Raw genomic sequence first — 23,938 nt, 5'->3', positions numbered from 1 at the left:
CAACATTAATGCGCTATGGAGGATAATGCACGGTTCCCAGCGAATCATAGCTGGAAACCGGCATTTTTATTAAACCCTAGCAGTCGGCGTTGTTCGGGAAATCATGGGTTGCAATCTTCCACTGACCGTCAACCTGAACAAGGGTATAAATATTGAGCGAACGCTTCGGAGAATTGTCATCCTTAACAGGCTGATTATTCTCGTCATAGATCTTCACCGAAGAAGAGTCCATGCATACTTCCAGCATGTGTGCGGGCTGACCCTTGTACTGGGTTTCAGCCATACGGGGAGTACCCACCACAGTGGAAGAACCATCATAATGCCAGCCAGCCAGAGCGTACTCGGAAGCCTGCACGGCAAACTCAGCCGCAGCGGAATCTACGGCTACTGCCTCGATAGAACGAATCGTCTCATCGTCGAGAACAGCACGAGCCTGCTTAACGTTCTGTCGCTCAACTTCCTCATTGCTGGTCGGTTCAGCAGCGTTCTCAGGGGAAGGAACAGCAGAAGGAGCTGCCTTGACCTTATTCAGAATATTTTCATAGGAGTTGACCAGCTCGGTAATCTTCTTAACCTCTTCGCTGTCAACGGCCGCAGAAGAAGCATTCTTCATCTCTTCAGAACCGATGTAAACCTCTTCAAGCTTCTGAGCATCAGAGGAAGTCGCCTCATTCTTTGCTTCAGCTGAAGCCTCGGTGGAGGCGTTGGAGGAAGTCTTAGCAGTGCCCTGATCGGAAACACGGGGAGAAGAGCTAGAAGACTGCGCAGAAGAAGCGTGAGCAGAAGCGCTCGCAGATGCAGAAGCAGAAGAAGAGCTATCGGATTTCGGGTTCTCGGTGGCGCAACCGCTCAGAATTAGAGCAGATACACCAACGGTGCCCAGGGTACCCAAAAGGAGGGAGTGGGAAGACTGCTTGAAAAATGCTGACATAGGAAGCCTCTTTAGTGGTTGGACTGAGAATGACTATATTCAGGAAAATATTACCCCGCGGTGACAAAATGCCTAAGGCTAACACGTAAAGCTGGGAGAATACTTAGACTCGTAAAAAATAATGTTTTTATAACTTATGAGAATAGAACCTAAAAAAATGCCTATTAGTACCTAACTTGAAGGTAAATGTATATCGCCGAATGAAAGAAATTTCAAGGAAATGAATAAAATAGATTCACTTTGTGCAAAAATATCCCTGGCGATTATAAAACCAGCCCGGGATAATAGGGTGAATATCACTAAAAATCTTTGTTATAAAAGTGGATATCGCCCTTATGAGGGGTTATACCGCCTGAACAGCCTCGGTACTTGCTGAATAGTTGTCCGTAGTACCTACCGCACGTACATAATAGTGGGCGCCATCGCGGTGATCCACCGAATAGCTCGTACCCTTAACCGTCGCAATAGGACGATCATCACGCAGAACCTGGTAGCGAGCGCTGCTCTCGCGAACGCCAGGCCAGGATAGCTTATCGGTCGAACCATAACGCTGAACCGACAGCTTAGGCGGAGCCGACGGGGCAGTCACAGTGCGAGGAGCAAAGGGAGTGAAACCAACCGTATGTTGCTTACCGTGAGAGTCCAGCGAACGGTTGTTGTCGCCACCAACCCACAGGTTGCTACGAGAATCCACGAAGGACTCCCGGATGCCGAAAAGGAACGAGCCGGCTCACCCGAATCCACGTTGTAGTCAGCCAGGTATGACTGATCAAGGCGCTCGCCGCCAGCGGACTCCATATACTTGAAGTCGCCACCGGCGAAGACAATATCGCCCACCTGAGTAATAGCCTGACCGTAGGTGTTCATCTCGTTCTTTTGCTCGGTGCCAGTCTGCTAACTGGTACGCGAACGAACGGGTATTGTATAGCTATTGGGCAGATCGCAACGGTTGCTAGCGGCAGAGTCAGAACCAATCTGCGAGAAATTCAAGTCACGTTGAGTTAGCTTCGGACGCAGGAACACCTGAGCGAACGGAATAAAATAACCGGCAGAACCGCGCTTCGTTAAATGTAAGGATCGGCACGATCATTACCGAAGTTCACCAGCGAACTGTATGTAAAACGATCTGGTAGCCCTGGTTTGGGTGAGTGAATAAACGCACTGAGTTGGTGGTAATACCGGGAGCCATCTCCGAGGTGGAACCGACCATATGGGGGTGCGGTTAATGTCGGCATCGGTGAACTTCACATTGCCCCAACGCTGACCGTAGCTCAACGCCCAGGTCCACTGCTCAATTTGAGGACGCTGAACATAAACATTCTGACACTGGGGCCCCTCGCATTGTGAGTACGGTGCAGACGCATGCCGTCGGAAAGGATCTGAGGCTTAATGCCGTTCAGCAGCACATAGACAGTGTTTGCCGGAAGCTGGATCGGAGTATAAAAGCGGAAGGGCCGGTGAGGTTCTGGTGCAGCTGATTCGGGTCGCCGGGGCCATTGTAGGACTGGATCTAATCCTCATGACCGCCGCCAATCATGACCCAGCCGCCGCCATCAGGTTCCTGATTGCAGTAGAACCGCGCCGGGTCGCTCATCTGCGGGGTGTACAGCCAATAAGTGCCAGAGGGGGCTGAAGGGTTGACTTACTTGACCTTGTAGCAGGAGGCAGCCGCCTGATCGCTGCTGGAACCATCATGGGTGCCGGTAGAGCAGCCGAAGCGGGGGTAGTAGGAGTAAGAGGTGCCGCGCTGAGAGCGGTAACAAAAGCGAGTGCGAAAGCGGCCTACTTCTTAGCGGACCATGAAAGGGGTTATGGGGCTTTTCAGCGGGATTGTTCGTGTATATGGTTGTCATATGCGTCTTTCTGATGCGACGTTCCGGGAGGAAGACGCGGTGCGGTTTTTCTATAAGTGTTATTGATTGGGTTACAGGATTAAGCTATGAAAATAATAGTGCACAAAGTGCAAAGATATGGATGGGGGTGTGATTTGTATCCTATAAAATCGGTGTTGTCGTGCAAGAAATGACGCAGAAGAAAACCATACTCATATATCGCCATTGAAAGTGACAATCGGGTACAAAAAGCTATATCTACAGCCAAAGAAGCCCACGAAAGAAAAATGCCATAAAAAGCAGAGTAGACCTACAATAGAAAAGCCGCACACATCACCAAAAGTGCACATAAAATTCCTCAAAATAAAACACTCGGGCACCCCACCCGACACCACCTCACACCAGCCACCCATCGACACCCTCCACCAGCCAAACCGCCGGAACCGAGGACAGCAGATTCAGGAGAACCCGTGAGCACCACCCGAAAAGCTACCGCACAGCCCCTCGAAGCGCCCCTGCACCCCCTCCTGAAAACCCTCAACCAACTCAGCAGCTGGGCCGCAATCCGCACCGCCGCCTCCGTGCACCCCACAGAACGTAGCGCACACACCCTCATCGGCGCCGTCGGAGGAACACACGCCGCACTCATTGCCCAGATCTCCGCCGCCGTACGCGCAACCACCCCCGAAGCTCTCAGCCTCATTATCACCCCCACCGACCGCCAAGCAGAAGACCTCGCTGCAGCCCTGCGCTCCTACCTGCCCGCCGCCGACATTGCGCTCTTCCCCGCCTGGGAAACCCTGCCCCACGAACGTCTCTCACCGAGTTCCGACACCGTAGGCCGCCGGCTACAGGTACTGCGCGCCATGACCGGGGAAGCAGCCAAACGCCCCCAAATCGTTATTGCACCCGTACGCGCCGTCATCCAGCCCATCGTCACCGGCATCGAAAAACTTGAACCTGTACACCTGGTTCGCGGCGAAGAATACCCCTTCAAAGACGTAGTACGAGGCCTCAACGACGCCGCATACTCCCGCGTAGACCTTGTCGCCAAGCGCGGCGAATACGCCGTACGAGGCGGCATTATCGACGTCTTCCCGCCCACAGCAACCACCCCCGTCCGCCTCGAATTCTTCGGTGACGAACTCGATGAAATACGCCACTTCTCCGCTGCTGACCAGCGCACCCTCAGCGAGGGAGAAGAGCTCGCTGAACTCACCCTGCTGCCCTGCCGTGAATTGCTCATCACCCCCGAGGTTATGAGCCGCGCCGCCCGCCTGAAAGCCGACTATCCGGCAGCTGCAGCCATGCTCGAAAAGATTGCCGGTGGAATCTACGTCGAAGGCATGGAGTCGCTCATCCCGCTGCTCATCGAATCCATGAATACCCTCACCGAGCTGCTGCCGGCAGGGTCCATGATCATTAACGTCGAACCCGAGCGCGTGCGTGCCCGCGCCGAAGACCTCGTCGCCACCAACGAAGAATTCCTCGCCGCCGCATGGGATACCTCCGCAGAAGCCGACGCAGTAGCACCCATCGACCTCGGCCAGCTACGCATGAGCGACAGCGGATTCCGCACCATCGACCAAACCGCCGCACAGGCGCTCGAAGCCAAGCTCAGTTGGTGGGAAATCACCGAACTCGTCACTGACGCAGACCTACTCGAAGACGCCGCCGGGGCACTCCAGCACCAGAGTATTGCCGACGCCATCGAAGACGGAATCGACACCTACTCCGTCAACGCCACCCCCGCAACCGCCTTCAACGGTTCCGTCGAACGCATGCTCAGCCAGGTTGGCGACCTCATCCGCCAACAGTGGACCGTCCTCGCCCTCACCAATGGCCGTGGATCCACCGACCGCCTCATCGACCTCTTCCACTCCGGCCAAGGGGCACCTGCCGTACCCGCAGCCCGCCGAACCAGTCTAGAAACTGACCCCGCTGGCAAGCTCGACCACGGCATTGTCGAGGTGTGCGAGGCGCCCGCCTCCGCAGGCTTCCTCATCGAGGAGGTGAAGCTAGCCGTCTTCACCGAAGCTGAACTGCTCGGCCGCCGCGGCACCTACTCGCCCCGAGGCGCTGCCGGACAAAAATTCAAGACACGCCGCCGCCGCAACGCTGTCGACCCGCTCGCTCTGAACCCCGGCGACTACGTGGTGCACGAACGCCACGGTATCGGCAGGTTCGTCGAGATGACCTCCCGCCCGGTGGCTGGCGTATCCCCGGTCAATGGCGTACAACCCATGAAGGAATACCTGGTCATCGAGTACGCCCCCGCCAAGCGCGGCGGCGCACCTGACCGCCTCTTTGTTCCTTCCGACCAGCTGGACCTCATTTCTAACTACGTGGGTGGCGAGAACCCGAGCCTGTCGAAGATGGGCGGTAGTGACTGGGCTAAGACCAAGTCCCGCGCTCGCAAGGCTGTCAAGGAAATCGCCGCAGACCTGGTGAAACTCTATTCGGCTCGCCAGGCATCGCGCGGTCACGCCTTTGCAGCAGACACTCCCTGGCAGCGAGAGCTGGAAGAATCCTTCCCCTACAACGAGACTCCCGACCAGCTCACCGCCATCCACGAGGTGAAGGAAGACATGGAGAGAGAAATCCCCATGGATCGCCTCATCTCCGGTGACGTGGGATTCGGCAAAACCGAGGTCGCCGTACGTGCCACATTCAAGGCGGTACAGGACGGCAAACAGGTTGCCGTGCTCGTACCCACGACCCTGCTCGCACAGCAACACTACGAGACGTTTAGCGAACGCTTCTCTGGCTTCCCCGTGAAGATTCGCGTGCTCTCCCGCTTCCAGAAGGCGAAAGAAACTCGCCAGATTACCGAAGAAATTGCATCCGGCGCGGTGGACGTGGTGATTGGCACCCACCGGATTCTCTCGGACAGTGTGGTGTTCAAGGACCTGGGCCTGGTCATTATTGACGAGGAACAGCGCTTCGGTGTGGAGCACAAGGAAAAGCTCAAGCAGATGCGCACGAATGTGGACGTGCTCGCCATGAGTGCTACCCCGATTCCGCGTACCCTGGAAATGTCGCTAACCGGTATTCGAGAGACCTCTACCCTTGCCACCGCGCCGGATGAACGCCACCCCGTATTGACATTCGTCGGTCCGCGAACCGACAGCCAGATTACCGCCGCAATCCGTCGCGAGCTCATGCGTGAAGGACAGGTGTTCTTCGTGCACAACCGTGTGGCTGACATCGATGATGTCGCCGCGGAAATCGGCAAGCTCGTGCCGGAGGCGCGCATCGCCACCGCCCACGGTCGTATGAGTGAGTCGCGCCTGGAGCAGATTATTGTGGACTTCTGGGAACGCCGCTTTGACGTGCTGGTCTGCACCACCATCGTTGAGACGGGCCTGGATATTTCGAACGCAAACACTCTCATTGTCGATCATGCCCAGAACTACGGTCTGAGCCAGCTACACCAGCTGCGTGGACGCGTGGGCCGTGGCCGCGAGCGCGCCTACGCGTACTTCCTGTACCCGGTGGATAAGACCCTCGGTGAGATTGCGCATGAGCGTCTGAAGGCTGTGGCGACCCATAACGAGCTGGGTGCAGGTCTGCAGCTCGCCATGAAAGACCTGGAGATTCGCGGTGCCGGCAATCTGCTCGGCGGCGAACAGTCCGGCCATATTGCCGGTGTCGGTTTTGACCTGTACCTGCGTCTGGTCGGCGAGGCGGTGGCGAACTATCGCGGCGAGAAGGAAGAGCGAGAGATCGAAACGAAGATTGACCTGCCCGTCAACGCGCATATTCCTCACAACTACATTGATTCTGAGCGTCTGCGCTTGCAGGCGTACCGTCAGATTGCAGCCGCGGACACTGAAGAAAAAATTGCTGAGGCTCGTGAAGAGCTCACCGATCGTTACGGTGAGCTGCCGGAGGCGGTAGAAAACCTGCTGGCCGTCGCGACGGTGCGTATGCATGCCCGTGCCGCAGGTATTCACGAGTTGGTGGTTTTGGGCCCGAAGGTGCGCGTGGTGACCGCTACGCCGCTGCCGGAGTCACGCCAGATGCGTCTGAAGCGCGTGTACCCGGGCTCTACCCATGCCCAGCCGAAGGGCATGGACACCTGGCTGACTCTGGTGCCGCGCCCGAAGACCATGCCGGTTGGCGGTAAGGACCTGGTGGACGGTGCGATGCTGCAGTGGGCTGAGAAGTTCATCAACTCGATTTATTCGGAGAAGCCGCAGGCTCTCGAGGAGTAGAAGCTGGAAGAATAGGGTAGAGGTTAGAAGAACAGGGGAGCGCCCCGTCTAACCGGCATGCCCCAAGTAAATGCTCGCCGTGCAGGTTGCCATAATATGGCATATCTGCACGGCGAGTGCGTTTGCCCCGTAGGGGCGGCATAGCTCACAATTAAGGTATGACTTCAACGGTGAACTATGCATCTCAGCGAATTGTAATTATTGGTGGTGGCCCCGGTGGCTACGAGGCAGCGATGGTGGCTGCCGCATCCAATGCGGACGTGACTCTCATCGAGCGTAATGCCATTGGTGGCTCCGCCGTTCTGACTGACGTTGTACCCTCTAAAACCCTGATTGCTACGGCGGATATGATGACCCGCTTCTCCGAGGCGGGTAGCTTGGGCATTGAAAATACCAAGGGTAAGGCTCCGCAGCTTCGTGTTGATATGGACCGTGTGAACCGCCGAGTCCGCGACCTGGCTCAGCAGCAGTCTGCCGATATCAAACGTGCTCTGGCTTCTGCGGGCGTGAAGATTATTCACGGTACCGGTAAGCTCCTGGACCGCCACACCGTTCAGGTGACCGATGAGGCGGGTCTGGTCTACCCCCTGCAGGCGGACTTTGTGTTGCTGTCGGTGGGTACGCATCCGCGTGAAATGGCGACCGGTATGCCTGATGGAGAGCGCATCCTGACCTGGACTCAGCTGTACAACTTGTGCGAGGTTCCTGAGGAGCTCATCGTGATTGGTTCGGGTGTGACCGGTGCGGAGTTCGCCTCTGCATATAACGGTCTGGGTTCTAAGGTGACCCTGGTGTCTTCGCGTGACCGCGTGCTTCCCGGTGAGGACGAGGACGCAGCCCGCGTGCTGGAGGACGTCTTTGAACGTCGCGGCGTGCAAGTGATGCCGCGTTCTCGCGCGTCTGCTGTTGAGCGTACTGAGGACGGCTCCGGTGTCATCGTGACCTTGTCCGATGGCCGTAAGGTCTCTGGCACTCACTGCCTGGTGGCTATTGGTTCGATTCCGAACACTGAAGATTTGGGCCTGGAAGCTGCCGGTGTTGAACAGACTCCGAGTGGCCATATTAAGGTGGACGGCGTGTCCCGCACGAGCGTGAACAGCATTTACGCCGCTGGCGACTGCACGGGCGTGTACCCGCTGGCTTCCGTGGCTGCAATGCAGGGACGTATCGCTATGGCACACATCCTCGGTGACGCGGTGCGCCCGCTGCGCACTGATAAGGTTGCCGCAAACATCTTCACCTCTCCGGAGATTGCGACCGTAGGTGTGGGCGAGAAGGACCTTGCCGAGGGGGCGTACCGTGGCGATGCAGTGACCCTGCAGCTGAGCACCAACCCGCGTGCGAAGATGATGGCGATGCGCGATGGATTCGTGAAAATTTTTGCTCGCCGCCACTCCGGCACCGTCATCGGTGGCGTGGTGGTTGGTCAGCGCGCCTCCGAGCTGATTTACCCCATTGCCTTGGCTGTGGAGAAGAAACTCGCGGTGGATGATTTGGCGGATACCTTCACAGTCTACCCCTCGCTCTCCGGCTCTATTGCTGAGGCGGCACGCAAGCTGCACACTCGCGGTCTGTAATCTGTGCAGATGAGGCACTGAGCCGGACTTAGCATCTCTGAAGGTCCAGTATCTCTGCGCGTATAAAAGCGGTGGGGGCCGCCTCCTGAAGTTCTAAGATTCAGGAGGCGGCCCCCACCGCTTTGCTGTAGAGACGCGTTAGCTCCGCGAAGTTTTACTTCGTGGTGCTGACAGCGTTCATGTCCACATCACGGGTTTCGTGAGTGAGCAGGATGAAGACAACGCTCAGGATCGAAGCGAACGCCAGGTAACCGCCTACGGCAGCCACACCGTAGGAGGTGTTCAGCCACACTGCCACGAACGGGGTCAGCGCCGCACCGAGGATGGACGCCACGTTGTAGGCGATACCGCTGGCGGTGTATCGCACGTTGGTGGGGTACAACTCCGGCAGGTATGCGGACATGGAACCAAAGGACAGACCCATCAGGCACATACCGATGAAGATGAAGAAGGTGACCACTGCGACGTTCGCATTCTGGCCGGTGCCGACAACGGAGGGGGAGATGAACAGGCCGAAGCACAGACCGAAGACTGCCATCGCGATGGTGGTCCACAGCTGCTGGGTGCGGCGGCCGTACTTATCGGCCAGCCAACCCGAGATCGGGATGAAGATTGCGAAGCCGATGATGGAAATCAGCTGAATCACAAGGAACTCTCGGTAGGGGATAGCCAGACCGCCCTTTTCAACCTTGCCGATACCGTAGGAAAGAACCCACGCTGTCATCAGGTAGAACAGCACGTAGCATGCAACCATGATGAAGGTACCCTGAATCATGGGCCACCAAGCGACCTTGAACGCCTCAACGAGGGGGGTCTTAACCTTCTCGTTGTTAGCGGCAGCCTTGGCGAAGACGGGGGTCTCCTCCAGCTTAAAACGCACGTACAGGCCGACAGCGACCATCACGATGGACATCAGGAACGGAATACGCCAACCCCAGACGAGGAAGGGATGATCAAGGGTCTTACCGTCGGTCGCGGAGTTGAAGGAAATCCAGCTGGTCAGCAGCAGCATGAAGCCGTTTGCAAGCACAAAGCCGATGGGTGCGCCCAGCTGAGGCCACATAGCGGCGCGGGCACGCTTGCCTTCCTCAGCATATTCGCTGGCGAGTAGTGCTGCACCGGACCATTCACCACCCAGGCCCAGGCCCTGGCAGAAACGCATAATGGTTAGCATAGTCGGTGCCCACAGACCAATCTGGTGGTAGGTGGGCAGCAGACCGATGATGAAGGTTGCCAGACCCATAGTGAGCAGCGCACCGACGAGGGTTGCCTTACGGCCAATCTTGTCGCCGAAGTGGCCGAAGATTATTGAACCGAGAGGGCGCGCGATGAAGGCAACGCCGAAAGTAGCGAAGGACGCCAGAAGTTCAGTGGTTGCGTCCTTCGAGGGGAAGAACAGCACAGGGAACACAGCCACGGCTGCGGTGGCGTAAATGTAGAAATCGTAGAACTCGATGGTGGTACCAACGAGCGAGGCAAGAATAACTCGACTACGAGGAGTCGTATTCTTCACCGATGCAGCAGACGCTTTCGTGTCAGGTGCAGAGGCGCTCATGAGGAAAACTCCCAGATGGTGAATTTGTGTGTACACAAGGAGCCTGAGGTAGGTGTTCCATGACCGTTCAGCGCGGGATGCGGGTGTGCTGTAGACGCGTACCGGGGGCCGTAACTGCACCGGGTGGGGTGCGGTGGGCGCTGGATTCTGAAAGGCTCCTCTAAAGTGCAACATTATAACTCTGTTCAGAAAAAGCCCAACAAATGCAGTCACTATCTGGACGTAATCACAGGGGTTAGTCGCGTAAATCCCATAGAAACAGAAGAGAGCACATATGGAGAATCCCCCGAAAGGGTACGAGGTAATACCTCAAACCTTCCGGGGGATTTGTATAGCCTGGAGCGCTCGCGAGGGTGCTGAAAGGTCTTACTTGATGGTCGCCAGCACCGTACCGGAGGTGACGGTATCGCCAGCCTTAGCCGACAGACCCGAAACCTTACCCGCCTTGTGCGCGATAATGGGCTGCTCCATCTTCATGGCCTCCAACACCAGAATCAGGTCGCCTTCAGCGACGGTGTCACCGTCAGAAGCGGCAACCTTCACAATGGTGCCCTGCATGGGGCTGGTCAGCTCGTCACCGCCACCCTTCGCGGCGCCGCGCGCCGAACGGGACTTGCGGGTTTTGGACGCGGACTTAGCGGCAGGCTTCGCGTTACCGCTCAAATCGGGCAGAGATACCTCCATGCGCTTGCCGTTCACCTCAACGACCACGGTGGTGCGTTCATCCTCATCGGAGCCCACGCTACCGGGTGCACCAGAGTACATGGGGATGGTGTTGTTGAACTCGGTCTCAATCCAGCGGGTGTGCACCTTGAAATCGCCGCCCTCAGCCGGCGCGAAAGCGGGATCATTCAACACAACGCGGTGGAACGGAATGACGGTGGGCATACCCTCAATAGTCAGCTCAGCCAAGGCACGGCGGGCACGCTGCAGAGCCTGCTCGCGATCCGCTCCGGTGACAATGAGCTTAGCCAGCATGGAGTCGAAGTTACCGCCGATAACGTCGCCAGCCACGAAGCCGGAATCCCAGCGAACACCGGGTCCGGTGGGTACGGTCATCTTCTCGATGGTACCGGGGGCAGGCATGAAGGAACGGCCCGCATCCTCACCGTTAATACGGAACTCGAAGGAGTGACCGCGCAGAACCGGGTCCTTATCCTCAATCTTCTCGCCGCGGGCAATACGGAACTGCTCACGAACCAAATCCAAGCCGGAAATCTCTTCAGAGACGGGGTGCTCCACCTGCAGTCGAGTGTTCACCTCCAGGAAGGAGATGGTGCCGTCGGTACCGACCAGGAACTCACAGGTGCCAGCACCCTGGTAGCCAGCCTCACGCAGAATTGCGCGGGATGCCTCGTAGAGGCGCTTGTTCTGCTCATCACTCAGGTAGGGGGCGGGTGCCTCCTCGACAAGCTTCTGGTTACGGCGCTGCAGGGAGCAGTCACGGGTGGATACCACCACAACGTTGCCGTGCGCATCCGCCAGGCACTGGGTCTCAACGTGGCGGGGGGAGTCCAGGAAGCGTTCAATGAAGCATTCGCCACGGCCGAATGCTGCGGTGGCTTCACGAACAGCGGATTCGTACATCTCGACGATGCTTTCACGGTCACGGGCAACCTTAATGCCGCGGCCACCGCCACCGAATGCGGCCTTCACCGCGATGGGCAGACCGTGCTCATCTGCGAAAGCAACAACCTCATCGGCAGACTTGACAGGGTCCTTAGTACCGGGCACCAGGGGAGCGCCCACCTTCTGCGCGATGTGGCGGGCAGCCACCTTATCACCCAGCTGGGTAATGGACTCGGGGGAGGGGCCAATCCAGGTCAGACCAGCGTCAATGCACTTCTGCGCGAACTGTGCGTTCTCAGAAAGGAAACCGTAGCCGGGGTGTACAGCGTCAGCACCGGAGCGGCGAGCGATTTCAATGAGCTTGTCCATCACCAGGTAGGACTGTGCCGCGGTGGCGCCGCCGAGAGCGTAGGCTTCATCGGCAAGCTTTACATGCTGGGCGTCGCGGTCGGGGTCAGCGTAGACGGCGACGGTCTGCAGGCCCTCATCACGGGCCGCACGAATCACGCGGACAGCAATTTCGCCGCGGTTAGCAATCAGAATCTTGCTGACCGGGCCAGTATGGCGGCCGGGGACTGCAGTAAATTTCTTGGGGGTTTCTGCCTGGTGCTGAGTCACTTAAAGCTCTCCTTTAATCTCCTGCTCCAAGGATACATTGGCAGGATTGGCGAATATAACGCGCATCATACTGTTCTATCTTATCGATTGGTGTTCAATAATGTGTATTTCAGGGCGCGCTTTGAGACAGATTTATATGATTACGCTGGATCTAACTCCTCGTCTTGGGCTGCTATCCACAACTCGGTTACCGCAACTTCGCGGCGGCGCAGCATATCGCGTAGCGCGTGGATGGATAAGCCCACCACCGTGTGGAACTCACCCTCAATACCGCGAATAAATGCCGAACCGTAGCCGTCCAGGGTAAAGGAACCGGCTACCCAGAGCGGCTCACTGGTAGCAATGTACGCCTCAATTTCTTCGGGGCTGAGCGTATCGAAGTGGACGGTAGCACTGCGCAACTCAGAAACAGTGGGTAGGTCAGAAGTAGCGGGTAATTCGGCACCCAGCTCAATGCCACGCAAATCCACGAGCGCGTGACCGGTATGCAGCACACCGTAGTTGCCGCTCATTGCGCTGATGCGCTCACGTGCCGCCTGAGCAGTGTGAGGCTTACCGTAGGCAACCCCCTCAAACTCGAAGACCGAATCGCATCCCAGAACCAATGCATTGCGTACACCCTCGGCGGCAAGTTCGGCGGCAACTGCCTGCGCCTTCAGTTGCGCCAGCAGGGAGGCTGTTTCAGCCGGGGTGAGTCCTGCCCGTCCCTGCGCTCGTGCCTGGTTGTTGGCGGCGGTGAGCGCGGCGTCCTCATCTACGGAGGAGACGCGCACCGTGAACACGATGCGCGAGTCTTCCAGGAGCTTGCGGCGCGCCGGGGAGGCGGAGGCAAGAATCAGTTGGGTTGGTGAAGCACTGGTAGTCATGGGTTCTATTTTAGAGTGTTGCCGGCGAGTTTTACTCTCGGGTGCAGATTGAGGGTCACTAGGTGGAACCCTCCGCCGGTGTATCAGCGCTGAATACGGGCCCTAGGAGTAATCTGAGGGCGTGATCTGCGGGAGGGGAGGGCCGGAGCGTCGAGCTCGGAGGGTATAAAAAAGAGCGTGTCCCATCCCCCTCAACCACGTAGGAGATGGAGCACGCCGTTCAAAATCATAACTCTTCTCAAGAATTAACGAAAAGAAGGATCGATCGTGATGTTTTATGACGTTTGACGAATGTATTTTGCCCATGCTGGGGGCATAGACGGTGGAGAAGCAGCACGGCGCTAAGCAGTACCGCCTAGCGCCGTGTGTGAGCCTCAGCCAGATTAGCGGCGTGCCGTCTCCTCCACCTCGTGAAGTCGCTGCGCCTCGCCGGCGATGCGCTCATTGTAGAATTCCTGAGTCACAAAGCCACCCTCCGAACGGGGAGCGTTGTAGAGATCCTCATCCAGGATGCCCTCGCGGCGAGCCACAATTGCGGGAACCAGAGCCTGACCGGCAACGTTCAGAGCGGTACGGCCCATATCAACAATCGGGTCAATCGCCAGGAGCAGACCCACACCGTCCAGCGGCAGACCCAGAGTGGAAAGGGTCAGGGTCAGCATCACGATAGCGCCGGTCGTACCGGCAGTCGCAGCCGAACCGAGAACGGACACCATTACAATCAGCAGATACTGGGTGAAGTCCAGTTGAATACCGTAGAACTGAGCCACGAAGACCGCGGCAAGAGCGGGGTAAACCGAGGCGCAACCGTCCATCTTGGTGGTCGCACCCAGCGGAACGGCGAAGGATGCGTAGGCGCGGGGAACACCCAGGTTGCGTTCGGCAACGGTCTGAGTCATCGGCATCGAACCCATCGAAGAGCGGGACACGAAGCCCAGCTGGAGCGCCGGCCACACGCCAGAGAAGTACTGGCGGACCGACAGACCGTTCGCGCGAACAATAATCGGGTAGACCACGAGAAAGACCAGCAGCAGGCCAATGTAGAGGGCGATGACGAACGCGACCAGCGAACCCATTGACGCCCAACCGTACGCGAACACTGCCTTAGCAATGAGACCCACGGTACCCAGCGGTGCCAGGCGAATAATCCACCATAGAATCTTCTGAATAATCTCCAGAGCGCTCTTGACCACGTCAATGAACGGCTTGGCCGCCTCACCGACCTTCAGCGCGGCAATGCCGACCACGCCGGAAATGACCAGAATCTGCAGCACGTTGAAGGATGCCGAGGCGGTGATGCCGGAATCACCGGACTTAGCGCTGACGCCCAGACCCAAGAAGTTCACCGGAATCAGACCGGTTAGGAACGCGGTCCATGACCCGGTCGATCCGGTGTACGCCTTGCCCTGCACCTGCGCGCCCACGCCCGGCTGAACAAGCAGGCCCATCGCAATACCAATGAGCACTGCGAAGAACGCGGTAATCGCAAACCAGATGAGCGTGTTAACCGCCAGACGCGCCGCGTTAGTCACCTGTGACAGGTTAGAGATGGAGGCGACCACGGCGGTGAAAATCAGCGGAACAACAGCCGCCTTCAGCAGGGTGATGTAGGAGGAACCAATGGTATCTAAGGTCACCATGAGCCAGTTAGGGTTGCTCTTCGCGTCCCCGCCCAATGCGAGAGCGAGCGCGCCAAGAACAATACCCAGAAGGAGGGAGGCAATGATTTGGTTGCCGAAAGAAGTAGCCCACTTGGGTAGACGTGAACGAGATGCTGCATGCGGTGTAGACATGTGGCATACTCTAAACCTTTTGCGTACTCCGGCGCGAGTTTGTGTGAAGAAGTATTGCAATCCGGTGCAGTATAGGGTATGTGTGACGAATCGTGACCTTCCGGCGGCACCTTTCGGCAGTGCATCCAACAGCACATCTACCAGTGTGTCCACCAGTGCTGCCTGCTGCGCCAGTAGGCAGTTAGATCGGCTGATAGTTAACCGGCAGTCACCGCAAAAGCAAAAAGAAAGGAAACAACTGCGCAACATGCTGGGAAGCTTGCTGAGATTTTGCCGTCAGCTAATAATCCGAAAGCTAGAGCTTGATATGCTGGAGCCACACCGGTAGTCCGGCGAAAGTCGCCGGATGATGCTGTATTCACTCAGTTTTATATACGCGCTGAGTAATACGCCACGCACCACCGTTCAAGGAGAGATGCATGAGTTCTGCTCCCCAATACCCCGGCGGAACCACCACCCCTAACGTTCCGAAGAAGCCCGGCAACCGCATGGAAGCAGTTGCCAACTTTGCTACCCGTGCCGCACAGACCTCTGCCCAGCAGGCCCTGAACCTGGGTGCAACCCGCCCCGGCATCGCCAAAATGATTGCCGTAGCTGGCGCTGGCGTGCTACTGATTGGCGGTGGCATCTTCGCCTACAACTCCATGCACCAGGAAGAGAACGCATTCCTGTCGCAGGGTGAAGAGTACGCCCGCGTCTGCCAGGACGCGAAGACCGCCCTGCGCGTGGAAGATAGCGAATGTGAGAAGGCAGGCGTTCAGGAGCCGACCGAATCGCCTTCAGGCTCTTCTACGGAGTCCTCAAGCTCTTCCGGTTCTTTTGGTTCCTCTAGTTACTCAGGTTCGACCACCACCCACAGTAATTCGAATGCGTTCCTCTGGTACTACCTGGGTCGCCAGAGTGCTGCGAACTCCACCGGTACCCCCATGGTTCCCGGTGTGGGTACCAGGCTCTCCGGAGGTAGTACTACCCGACCCAGCAACGGCACCGTCTACAGCGGCGTTTCCTCTAAGGGCGGTAGCTTTGAAGACTCCTACCGCAGCGCGAAGAAGTCCTCCACCATCTCCTCGGGCAAGGTGACCGGCACCAACAACTCCGGTAAGACCTCCTCGGTGCGTAATAAGACCACCGGCTCGGTCTCCAGCGGTAAGCAGGGCACCAGCAATAGCGGTAGCACCGGCTCCTACAGCAAGTCGAACACCTCCAAGTCGGGTTCGTCCTCGAAGTCCGGCAGTAAGGGCGGTTTTGGCGGCGGCTCCAAGTCGGGTGGCGGTACCTCTGGTGGCTAAGCCATAAACCATCACACTGAATGCGGGCAGGGACTGAACGGTTCCGCCCGCATTTTCCTCACTATTTTCCAATCACTATTTCGAAGGAGCCTAGCCCCTCATGCGCCGTGAAGAATTTCCTGTCGGTCGACCCGACTGGGAGAACGTCATCATTGAGGAAGGCCTCACATACAGCGTGGACGGCCCCCACGACACCGACCACTATTGGAACGAATACGCCGCCTACATTTTCAGTCCGCAAGAAATGGACTTCCTGCGTGCCCAGGCGGAAGAAATGCACCGCATATGCCTGGAAACCGTCGAATACATTGCCTCCGGCGCGTTCGGTACCCTCGGTCTGCCGCAGGCGGCATTCAACCTCGCCGTAGAATCCTGGAACCGCCGCGACGCCGACTTCTACGGCCGCTTCGACTTCAGCTACTCCGGTGTGCCCGGAGACCCTATGAAACTGCTCGAATACAACGCAGACACCCCCACCGGCATCGTGGAGGCGGCAGTCAGCCAGAAAACCTGGGCGAAAGATCAGCGCCTCGACACCCGCGGCTACGCCCACTGGGGCGAAATCGGCGAAGCCTTCACCAACCGTTGGCGCCATATCTTCGCAGCCGAAATTGCCGCCGGCGTGCAGCCTGTATTGCACCTGGCGCATGTGACCGCTGAGATTGATGAGAATAACGAGGACTACAACAACCTCTGGCTCATCGCCTACGCGGCACAGCAGGCGGGCATCAAAACCCACATGATTCCCATCGACGAAATCATCTTCAACGATGAAACCAAGAGCTGGGAAGATGCCTACGGATGCACCATCACCAACCTCTTCAAGCTTTACCCCTGGGAAGACCTGGTCACCGACAGCGATGCAGGCTACGACAAGCTCCTCTTCGCCTACCATGGCGCTGTGCAGCGCTGGATTGAGCCAGCGTGGAAGATGTTCCTCTCCAATAAGCTGCTGCTCGCTGCGCTCTGGGACAAGTACCCGGGCCACCCGAACCTCGTACCCACCTACGCGGGCCACCGCGGCGGCATGCGTAACTGGGTTCGCAAGCCCATCTTCGGGCGTGAAGGTGACGGCGTAGAAATCTACGCCCCCGACTACGACGTCTTCATCAAGCCTGAAGACGACGATTTCTTCGCCAGCGCTCCCGAAAGCGAATTCATCTACCAGGAGTACATTCCGGCACCGCACTACGAAGGGATTATCAATCCGGTCAGCCACCCCATCCTCGGCGTGTGGGTGGTCGACGGACGCACCGTAGGTGTGGGCATCCGTGAATCAAACGGCGCGCTCACCGACTACTGGTGCCGCTTTGCCCCGCACCTGGTGGATCTGAACGACTCTACCGGCATGGGATTCGACACCACCGACCCCCGCACCGCAAACTTCGGATAGCCCCCAGAAGATATAATCCTCAGAAGACACGAAAATACAGCGAAGTCCCCGCATCAGCCGCAAAGCTGGAGCGGGGACTTCATCTATAGAGTTCCTCATCGAAGACTCTAGCTCAGAGATTCCAGATCAGAGGCTCCAGAGATCCACTCGCCGAGGAACGAGCAGACGAGGGGCTACTCGTCGTCCTCATCATCGTCATCCTCAGTATCCAGAGGAAGCATCATCTCGTCGGTCAGGGCGCGGCGCAGAGTGTCCAGACCCACCGAACCAAGCAGAAGCGCACGTGTGTGGAACGCACGCATGTCATCGCCGCGGTGCAGAGCCTGATCGCGTAGCTCCAGCCAGAGGCGCTCGCCAATCTTGTAGCTTGGTGCCTGACCCGGCCAACCCAGGTAACGCAGGAACTCGAAACGCTGCTGACCCTCGGACTCGTCCAGGTTCAGCTTCAAGAACTCGTAACCCAGGTCAGAAGTCCAGATGGTGCCCGGCTCAACGCCCAACTGCTCAGCCCACTCATCGGGAATCGGCATCTCGCAGTGAACACCAATATCGAAGACCACGCGGGCGGCACGCATACGCTGAGCGTTCAGCATGCCCATGCGGTCACCCGGATCCTTCAGATAGCCCAGTTCCTCCATGAGTCGCTCGGCATACAGTGCCCAGCCCTCACCGTGACCGGAAACCCACAGCATGTTTGTGCGCCAGGAGTTCATGGTGCCCTTCAGAGCCGTAGCGATAGCGATCTGCAGGTGGTGGCCCGGAACACCCTCGTGGTACACAGTGGAGGTTTCACGCCAGGTAGTGAACGTGTCCTCACCCTCGGGAACCGACCACCACATGCGTCCGGGGCGCGAGAAATCGGGGGAGGGGCCGGTGTAGTAAATACCGCCCTCATTCGTGGGCGCAATGCAACATTCAATGCGGCGCATGGGGCCGCCAATTTCAAAATGAGTATCCGCCAGGTTCTCTACCGCGGTGTCGGCGAGCTTCTGCATCCACGCCTTCAGCTCATCGGTGCCGTGCAGCTGACGTGCCGGATCCTCATCGAGTAGCTGCTTCGCACGCTCAATGCTTGCGCCCGGCTCAATCTCTTCGGCAACCTCACGCTGACGAGCAATAATGCTCTCCAGCTCCTTCACGCCCCAGGCATAGGTTTCGTCCAGGTCAATGGTGGTACCCAGGAATGAACGGGAGTGCAGGCTGTACGCCTTACGGCCCACAGCGTCGCGGGAGGGCGCGACCGGCTGCAGCTTCTCCACCAGGTAGCTGTTGAGGCAGCGGTAGCCTTCCTTTGCAGCCTCGGCACCGGCGGCAGCCTCATCCTTTAGGGAGGGCACAGCTGCGGCAGCTTCGGTCGCAAGCTCGTCAAAGAAACCACCGGGAGCATAGTATGCGGCGGTCTGCTCAATGACAATATCCACCTGGCGGCGCGGGGCAACCTTACCCTCTTCACGAGCCGCCTCAAGAGTCTGGATGTAGCCCTCCAGCGCCTCGGTCACGCGGTGCATACGACCAATAATGTGCTCCCAATCCTGCTGGGTATTGCGCTTCATCAGGTCAAAGACTGAGCGCACCTCCTGCGGGACGGAGGCAATATTGTTCATCTGCCAGCCACCAAAGCCAGCCTTGTACTGCTTGCGATACAGGCTCAGACGCTCCTGCAGAGCATCCAGGGTGACCAGGTCAACGTCATCAACAGGCAGGACGTTATCGACCTTCTTCAAAGTCTTCTTAGCAAGGCGCGCAAAAGCCTTCTCCCCGGCGGGTGAGTAGTCGGGATACAGCGTCTCTACACCTTTACGACCAAGCTCGGTTGCCTGGACGGGGTTCAGGTCGAGGACCTTTTCAAAATATTCGTTAGCGATCTGATCGACGTCGGTCAGCGAGCGCTTCAATCGGTAGATGCTGGGAAGTTCCTGGTAAGTGCTCATGTTCATATCCTAACTCAGGGGTGTGCCTTCAACCACGATTTTCGGTGATTTAGGTCGCCTAAACCGGCAATATTACGGGCTGAGCAGCACCGAATGCGAGGAAAATGGCTCACCTGGGGACAACTCACCGGGGCGCAGGCGCGAAAACGCCCCGGCTTTCTCCCACCTGAACGTGCAGGAAAGAGAAGACCGGGACGCCGCCAAGATAGGCTAAAAGCTGCTAGATGGCGAAGTATTCGCCGTTGAGTTCCAGCAGACCGTTCGTGCCCTCAACCACGCCGAGGCGGTGGGCAATGAGGCGGTCCTGCAGCTCATCGCCGGATACCAAGTCAACCAGAATGTTCGGGTATTTGGTTGAGCAGCGGATGAACTCATCGTATGCCTCATCACTGAATGGTGCGTTCGTGATGAAGGTGCCGAGCTGACCACCGCGGGCGTGAATCGCCAGGAAGAACGCGGTAATATCCTGCGGCTGAACGCTTGCGGACAGAACACTGCCAGCTACCGGGCGCAGAGTACGTACGTAGAATGCGCGTTCTTTTTCGCCGGTGGCGGGGATTGCCACGCCGTCCACGCCCTGAGCTTCCAAAGCCTCTACAGTGTAGCCGCGCATTAGGAACAAATCGAAACCAATGCTACGGAAACGCTCCTCAGACACCTGAGCCAACGCCGGAGCCAACGCCTCGCGGCGGAACACCTGACGGTAGCGCTTCAGCGCCTCACGCACCTGAGCGGCAGCCACCTGCAACGCGGTCGAGGGCTCAGTAGCCGAAACAGCAGGAGTGGGTACAGCAGACTGGGCGGTAGCCTCAGCGACCGGTCCCGCCGGAACCTCAGCGGGCCCCTGGGCAGTAGCCGCTACCGGCGAACCAGCTGGACGCGCCAACAACGCCGGAGAAGCACCCGGAACCGGAGCCAACTGCTCACGAGATGCACCCTCACGAGCCGCCAGACGAGCCTGACGCTCCGCCGCGCGCGCCTCCTTAGCAGCCTGAAGAGCCTCCTCACGAGCCTGCAATTCAGCCGCAATATCCTGAGGCAGCTTGTGCTTGAGTGACTGCGGCGGCAACGGTGCCATGCGGGCGGTCACCGCCTCCGGAGCACCCTCCGGGAATCGCTTGAGCAGCTCCTTACCCGCATCGCTCAGCTCATAACGCTCCGGATTCTTGCGAGAAGTACGACCCGTACCCTCACGCAGAGCATTCAGGTAGCGTTCGCCCTTAAGCACATGCATCGCCACCGAATAGCGGTTACGCAGACGTGGGGTCAGCTTATAACGGTGCGGAGCAACCTCACCCTGCAGGTACGGGATATCCAGGGCGAGCTTCAACTCATCGTAGATGTTGTAGTAGGAAATACGCGGGTTCTCCTCCACAAGCTTCAGAATCGGGTGCAGCAACTGATGTGGGTATGGCAGAGCATCTACAGCAGCGGGATCCAGTAGGGCCGAAGCCACCAGCTTCTGAACGCTCGGCTCAACCATCTGCGCCAGAGCCGGCGCGAAAGCCGAACCCAGTGAATAGACAGTCTCACCCTCGGAGAGGTAGTGGTGGGCAATCAGCACATCGTAGAGGTAATCCTGTGCGTCAATCTGCACAAAGTAAGGGTTTGAGGACTCCTGCTGAATGCGCTCGTCGCGGTCAAAGACCTGCTCCAGGCTCGGAAGGCTCAGCTCCACATCGGCGCCATGGTCGTTGAGGGTGTCGAGCAGAAGAACACCCATATGGGTCAGCAGAGCATCAGTTGCGGCAATATCCTCAGCCGTAATGGAGGCGCCCTCATCTTTCACCAGTGCCAGCACGGAGCTTAGCTCGCTCGCCGGCACGCCGGTCTCCTCATAGCGTGCCACCAGCTCCTTCGCCGAAGGCGACAGCGAGTACAGAGTCAGCGGAGAATCCGTGTGCTCGTGAATAGTCTTGGTGCGGAGGTAGCCCTCGCGGGTCAACAGGCTCAGCGCCTTAGCAATCACCGGCTCAATAATGCGCTGCTCCAGGTATGACAGACCGTACCAGCCCTGTACGAAACCGCACTCGCGTAGCACCAGCTCGCGAATCTTCACGGGAGCCGCCGCAGGGTAGGACGGGGTCACGCTCAGAACGATGGGCAGAAGCTCACGTACCGTAATGTGAGAGAGCAGAACCGGGTAGAACTGCTTCAGGTAGAAGAGGTGCACGCCGCTAAGGAGAGGCAGAACCGGCAGAAGAGCCTGTGCCTGCTGTTCCTTCGGAGTACCGAGTAGCTCACGGCCAGCCTTGCTGAGGCTGTAGTGCAGGTTGCCCGGATGCAACTGGCTGAGGGATACCTCAAGATAGTTAGCATTGACCAGCGCCGCGATCAGCTTATTGAGTGCCTCACGGAAGAGAACATTGTCATCGACCGCAATGAAACGCTGAGTCATATTGAAACCCAGGTCCACACCTACGGGGGTGTACATATCGGGGAAGAAAACCTTCTCGCCATGGTCCTGAGCGCGCTCAAAATGGCGGATCAGAGAGAAAGCCGCCGCAACGCTGAGAGTGCGTGCTTCCTCTGGTAGAGCCTCCCACGAGGTTTCCTGCTGCAGAGAGTGCAATTCCGAATGGTCGATATGGAGCATTGTTTTATTCACAAAAGCCACGCTGGGCTCCTTATCTGGTGGTATTTATCGTGCGGGCATTCTTCATAAAGTGCAGTCATTCGAGCGGGAAAATAATCACACAATACTGGGCGACACCATCTTTATTTTTGGGTCGTCACTTTGGTAACCCGTCGTGAAGAGAAGCAGGAAAGACAGATTTCTCAGCCCGTTTCGCTTACGTACCGTCTTCTATGACGTGCACCCGGAAAGAACGCTATAAATTATGGTGAAGTACTGACACCGTCACGGGTATATGCACTTCGTGAAATAATGCGAGTATATATAACGCATTACAATCCCATTGTATCGGCTGGTTCAAAAAATAACCTAGATTTCTAAAACCAGCCGATATATGAAAAATATCCTCAAGGAAAAGTGAAAATACATTAAGTGAAATAACGCAGGAAATGCGCGAAGACCAGAGACATTCAGAGAGAAAAACTCACCTCAAAACACCCCCGGCTACTCCAAACCGCAAGCAAAATACTCCTCATCAATGCGATAACCGCACTCGCCCTCACCATCAAGCACGCCCACACGATGGCGAATCATCAGCTCCACCAAGTGGTGCTGATCAACCAGAGCAATATTGCGTGCACCCGGCAAACCCTGCAAATACTCAGGCACCGGATGCGCAAAAGCACCGCAGGTCACCAAAACGCCCTGTAAACCGCCGTGCAGAAGTACCGCACCGGCAAGCTTCTGAATCTGGTTGGGGGTGACCTTCATAGTTCCGCAATAATGCTTCACCTGAATATAAATCGGCGCGAAATCCAGGCCCTCAGAATAGTGGGCAATAACATCAACACCCTTATCATCAGCACCGCCGGTTACCTCGGTACTAAAACCAAGAGCCGTAAAAATATCGGCAACAATCTGCTCAAAATATTCTGGCGTCACCGCGTGAATATGCTGAATCAAATCCTGAGTAAAATGCTCCGCAAACTCAGCCTGAGCGTGAATCACCGGCGAATCGCTGGCACGCAAAATAATATCCAGCGGAGACTGACCGGCAGGCCAAGAATTTGCAGGTCCAGCAGAATTTAGGGCGGGGATAGGGTAGTCGGCATCGGTTGCATCATAAGCAGCGGGGTTCAGCTGAGTATAATCAGCACCTGAGAAAGGTGACAGAGTATGAAGGGCACCGGTATCAGAAGCGCCAAAAATGAGGCGATGCTCTTCCTCAGCATTCTCCAGTAGCGCGTTCGCCTGCTTCTGCAGCTTCTTCACACTCTTCGCCGTCAAACTCTGAGAGCACAAAGCCTGCACCTGCTTCACAACATGCGGCGGCACCGAACCGTGCAGATGCGGGGTGCAGGTCAGTTCGGCACCCAGGGGAGTAAGCAGGTACTTCCTCTTCTCCCACGGGGTCAAACGAGGCATAAGCTGGGCATAACGAAGTGCCACCAAGATTTTCAAGGTGGTACGCACAGCCACCGCAAAATCGGTGGATTCAAGAGCCGGTAGGTTCTTCTTCGACCCCAACGCCTTAGTCTGCTGCCGCAACTGCTCGCTAACATAGGCGGCGGTGCGAGGCACAGTCTTCGACAAGCGCCGTAGTGCCGGCAACAGAAGCGTGATATAGACATCCGGTGGGGGCCTATGGTTTTTATTCATCATCTTTGCCACGGTCCCTGCCAATTTACTAACACTATTGTGACGGTATATACATCGTAGCATCAGCATATATCATCATGACTTTATTGGCTCTAATATGACGAAACCATATGAATCAGTGTATTAGATATTG

Annotated in this window: 14 protein-coding genes; 4 read left to right on the top strand and 10 right to left on the bottom strand. The window is 57.3% G+C overall.

Annotation, left to right across the window (positions count from 1 at the left end; all coding sequences use genetic code 11):
• Positions 1–76 precede the first annotated feature (76 nt).
• The 3 genes from O3648_RS02915 to O3648_RS02905 all read right to left on the bottom strand — a co-directional run bounded on the left by O3648_RS02915 (position 77) and on the right by O3648_RS02905 (position 2,525).
• Positions 77–931, bottom strand: a complete 855-nt coding sequence (locus tag O3648_RS02915; protein ID WP_371568308.1) for a hypothetical protein — start codon at positions 929–931, stop codon at positions 77–79.
• Between the two features lie 343 nt (positions 932–1,274).
• Positions 1,275–1,625, bottom strand: coding sequence for a hypothetical protein (locus O3648_RS02910; RefSeq protein ID WP_371568305.1), 351 nt, complete (start codon positions 1,623–1,625; stop codon positions 1,275–1,277).
• Positions 1,626–2,441: 816 nt separating this feature from the next.
• Entirely contained in the window at positions 2,442–2,525 is an 84-nt protein-coding gene (locus tag O3648_RS02905; RefSeq protein WP_371568332.1) for a hypothetical protein, read from the bottom strand.
• A gap of 708 nt (positions 2,526–3,233) precedes the next feature.
• Here O3648_RS02905 and mfd point away from each other — a divergent pair.
• Positions 3,234–6,980 carry a transcription-repair coupling factor gene (gene mfd / locus O3648_RS02900; protein ID WP_371568303.1) on the top strand — a complete coding sequence of 1,249 codons (3,747 nt, stop codon included), beginning with the start codon at positions 3,234–3,236 and terminating at the stop codon, positions 6,978–6,980.
• Positions 6,981–7,138: 158 nt separating this feature from the next.
• Positions 7,139–8,557, top strand: a complete 1,419-nt coding sequence (locus tag O3648_RS02895; RefSeq protein ID WP_279741867.1) for an NAD(P)H-quinone dehydrogenase — start codon at positions 7,139–7,141, stop codon at positions 8,555–8,557.
• 154 nt (positions 8,558–8,711) lie between these two features.
• On the opposite strand, the gene O3648_RS02890 is transcribed toward O3648_RS02895, so the two are convergent.
• From O3648_RS02890 to O3648_RS02875, 4 genes are all read right to left on the bottom strand, one after another.
• On the bottom strand, positions 8,712–10,112 hold the full coding sequence (locus O3648_RS02890; protein ID WP_279741982.1) for an MFS transporter: 1,401 nt from the start codon (positions 10,110–10,112) through the stop codon (positions 8,712–8,714).
• A 366-nt stretch (positions 10,113–10,478) separates the two neighbouring features.
• Entirely contained in the window at positions 10,479–12,299 is a 1,821-nt protein-coding gene (locus tag O3648_RS02885; RefSeq protein WP_279741983.1) for a biotin carboxylase N-terminal domain-containing protein, read from the bottom strand.
• A gap of 140 nt (positions 12,300–12,439) precedes the next feature.
• Complete coding sequence (locus O3648_RS02880; RefSeq protein WP_371568299.1) at positions 12,440–13,165, bottom strand: nucleoside triphosphate pyrophosphatase; 726 nt, start codon at positions 13,163–13,165, stop codon at positions 12,440–12,442.
• Between the two features lie 383 nt (positions 13,166–13,548).
• On the bottom strand, positions 13,549–14,958 hold the full coding sequence (locus O3648_RS02875; RefSeq protein WP_279754333.1) for a dicarboxylate/amino acid:cation symporter: 1,410 nt from the start codon (positions 14,956–14,958) through the stop codon (positions 13,549–13,551).
• A 419-nt stretch (positions 14,959–15,377) separates the two neighbouring features.
• Between O3648_RS02875 and O3648_RS02870 the strand changes: the two genes are divergently transcribed.
• Positions 15,378–16,247 (top strand): hypothetical protein, encoded by an 870-nt coding sequence (locus O3648_RS02870; protein ID WP_279790956.1) that lies wholly within the window; start codon positions 15,378–15,380, stop codon positions 16,245–16,247.
• 100 nt (positions 16,248–16,347) lie between these two features.
• Entirely contained in the window at positions 16,348–17,640 is a 1,293-nt protein-coding gene (locus O3648_RS02865) for a glutathionylspermidine synthase family protein (protein ID WP_279754334.1), read from the top strand.
• A gap of 173 nt (positions 17,641–17,813) precedes the next feature.
• Here O3648_RS02865 and O3648_RS02860 read toward each other — a convergent pair whose 3' ends face one another.
• The 3 genes from O3648_RS02860 to O3648_RS02850 all read right to left on the bottom strand — a co-directional run bounded on the left by O3648_RS02860 (position 17,814) and on the right by O3648_RS02850 (position 23,739).
• A complete protein-coding gene (locus O3648_RS02860) occupies positions 17,814–19,571 on the bottom strand; it encodes a DUF885 domain-containing protein (protein WP_371568296.1) in 1,758 nt (585 codons plus the stop codon).
• A gap of 220 nt (positions 19,572–19,791) precedes the next feature.
• Positions 19,792–22,167 (bottom strand): restriction endonuclease, encoded by a 2,376-nt coding sequence (locus O3648_RS02855; RefSeq protein ID WP_371568294.1) that lies wholly within the window; start codon positions 22,165–22,167, stop codon positions 19,792–19,794.
• Positions 22,168–22,650: 483 nt separating this feature from the next.
• Positions 22,651–23,739: a restriction endonuclease gene (locus O3648_RS02850; protein ID WP_279754337.1), complete on the bottom strand. Its 1,089-nt coding sequence runs from the start codon at positions 23,737–23,739 to the stop codon at positions 22,651–22,653.
• Positions 23,740–23,938: the final 199 nt, after the last annotated feature.

The organism is Rothia sp. 27098_8_161, assembly GCF_041432905.1.
Taxonomy (GTDB): Bacteria; Actinomycetota; Actinomycetes; order Actinomycetales; family Micrococcaceae; genus Rothia.
The sequence above is the reverse complement of the archived record's forward strand: the minus strand, read 5'-3'. Positions and strand labels throughout refer to the sequence as shown.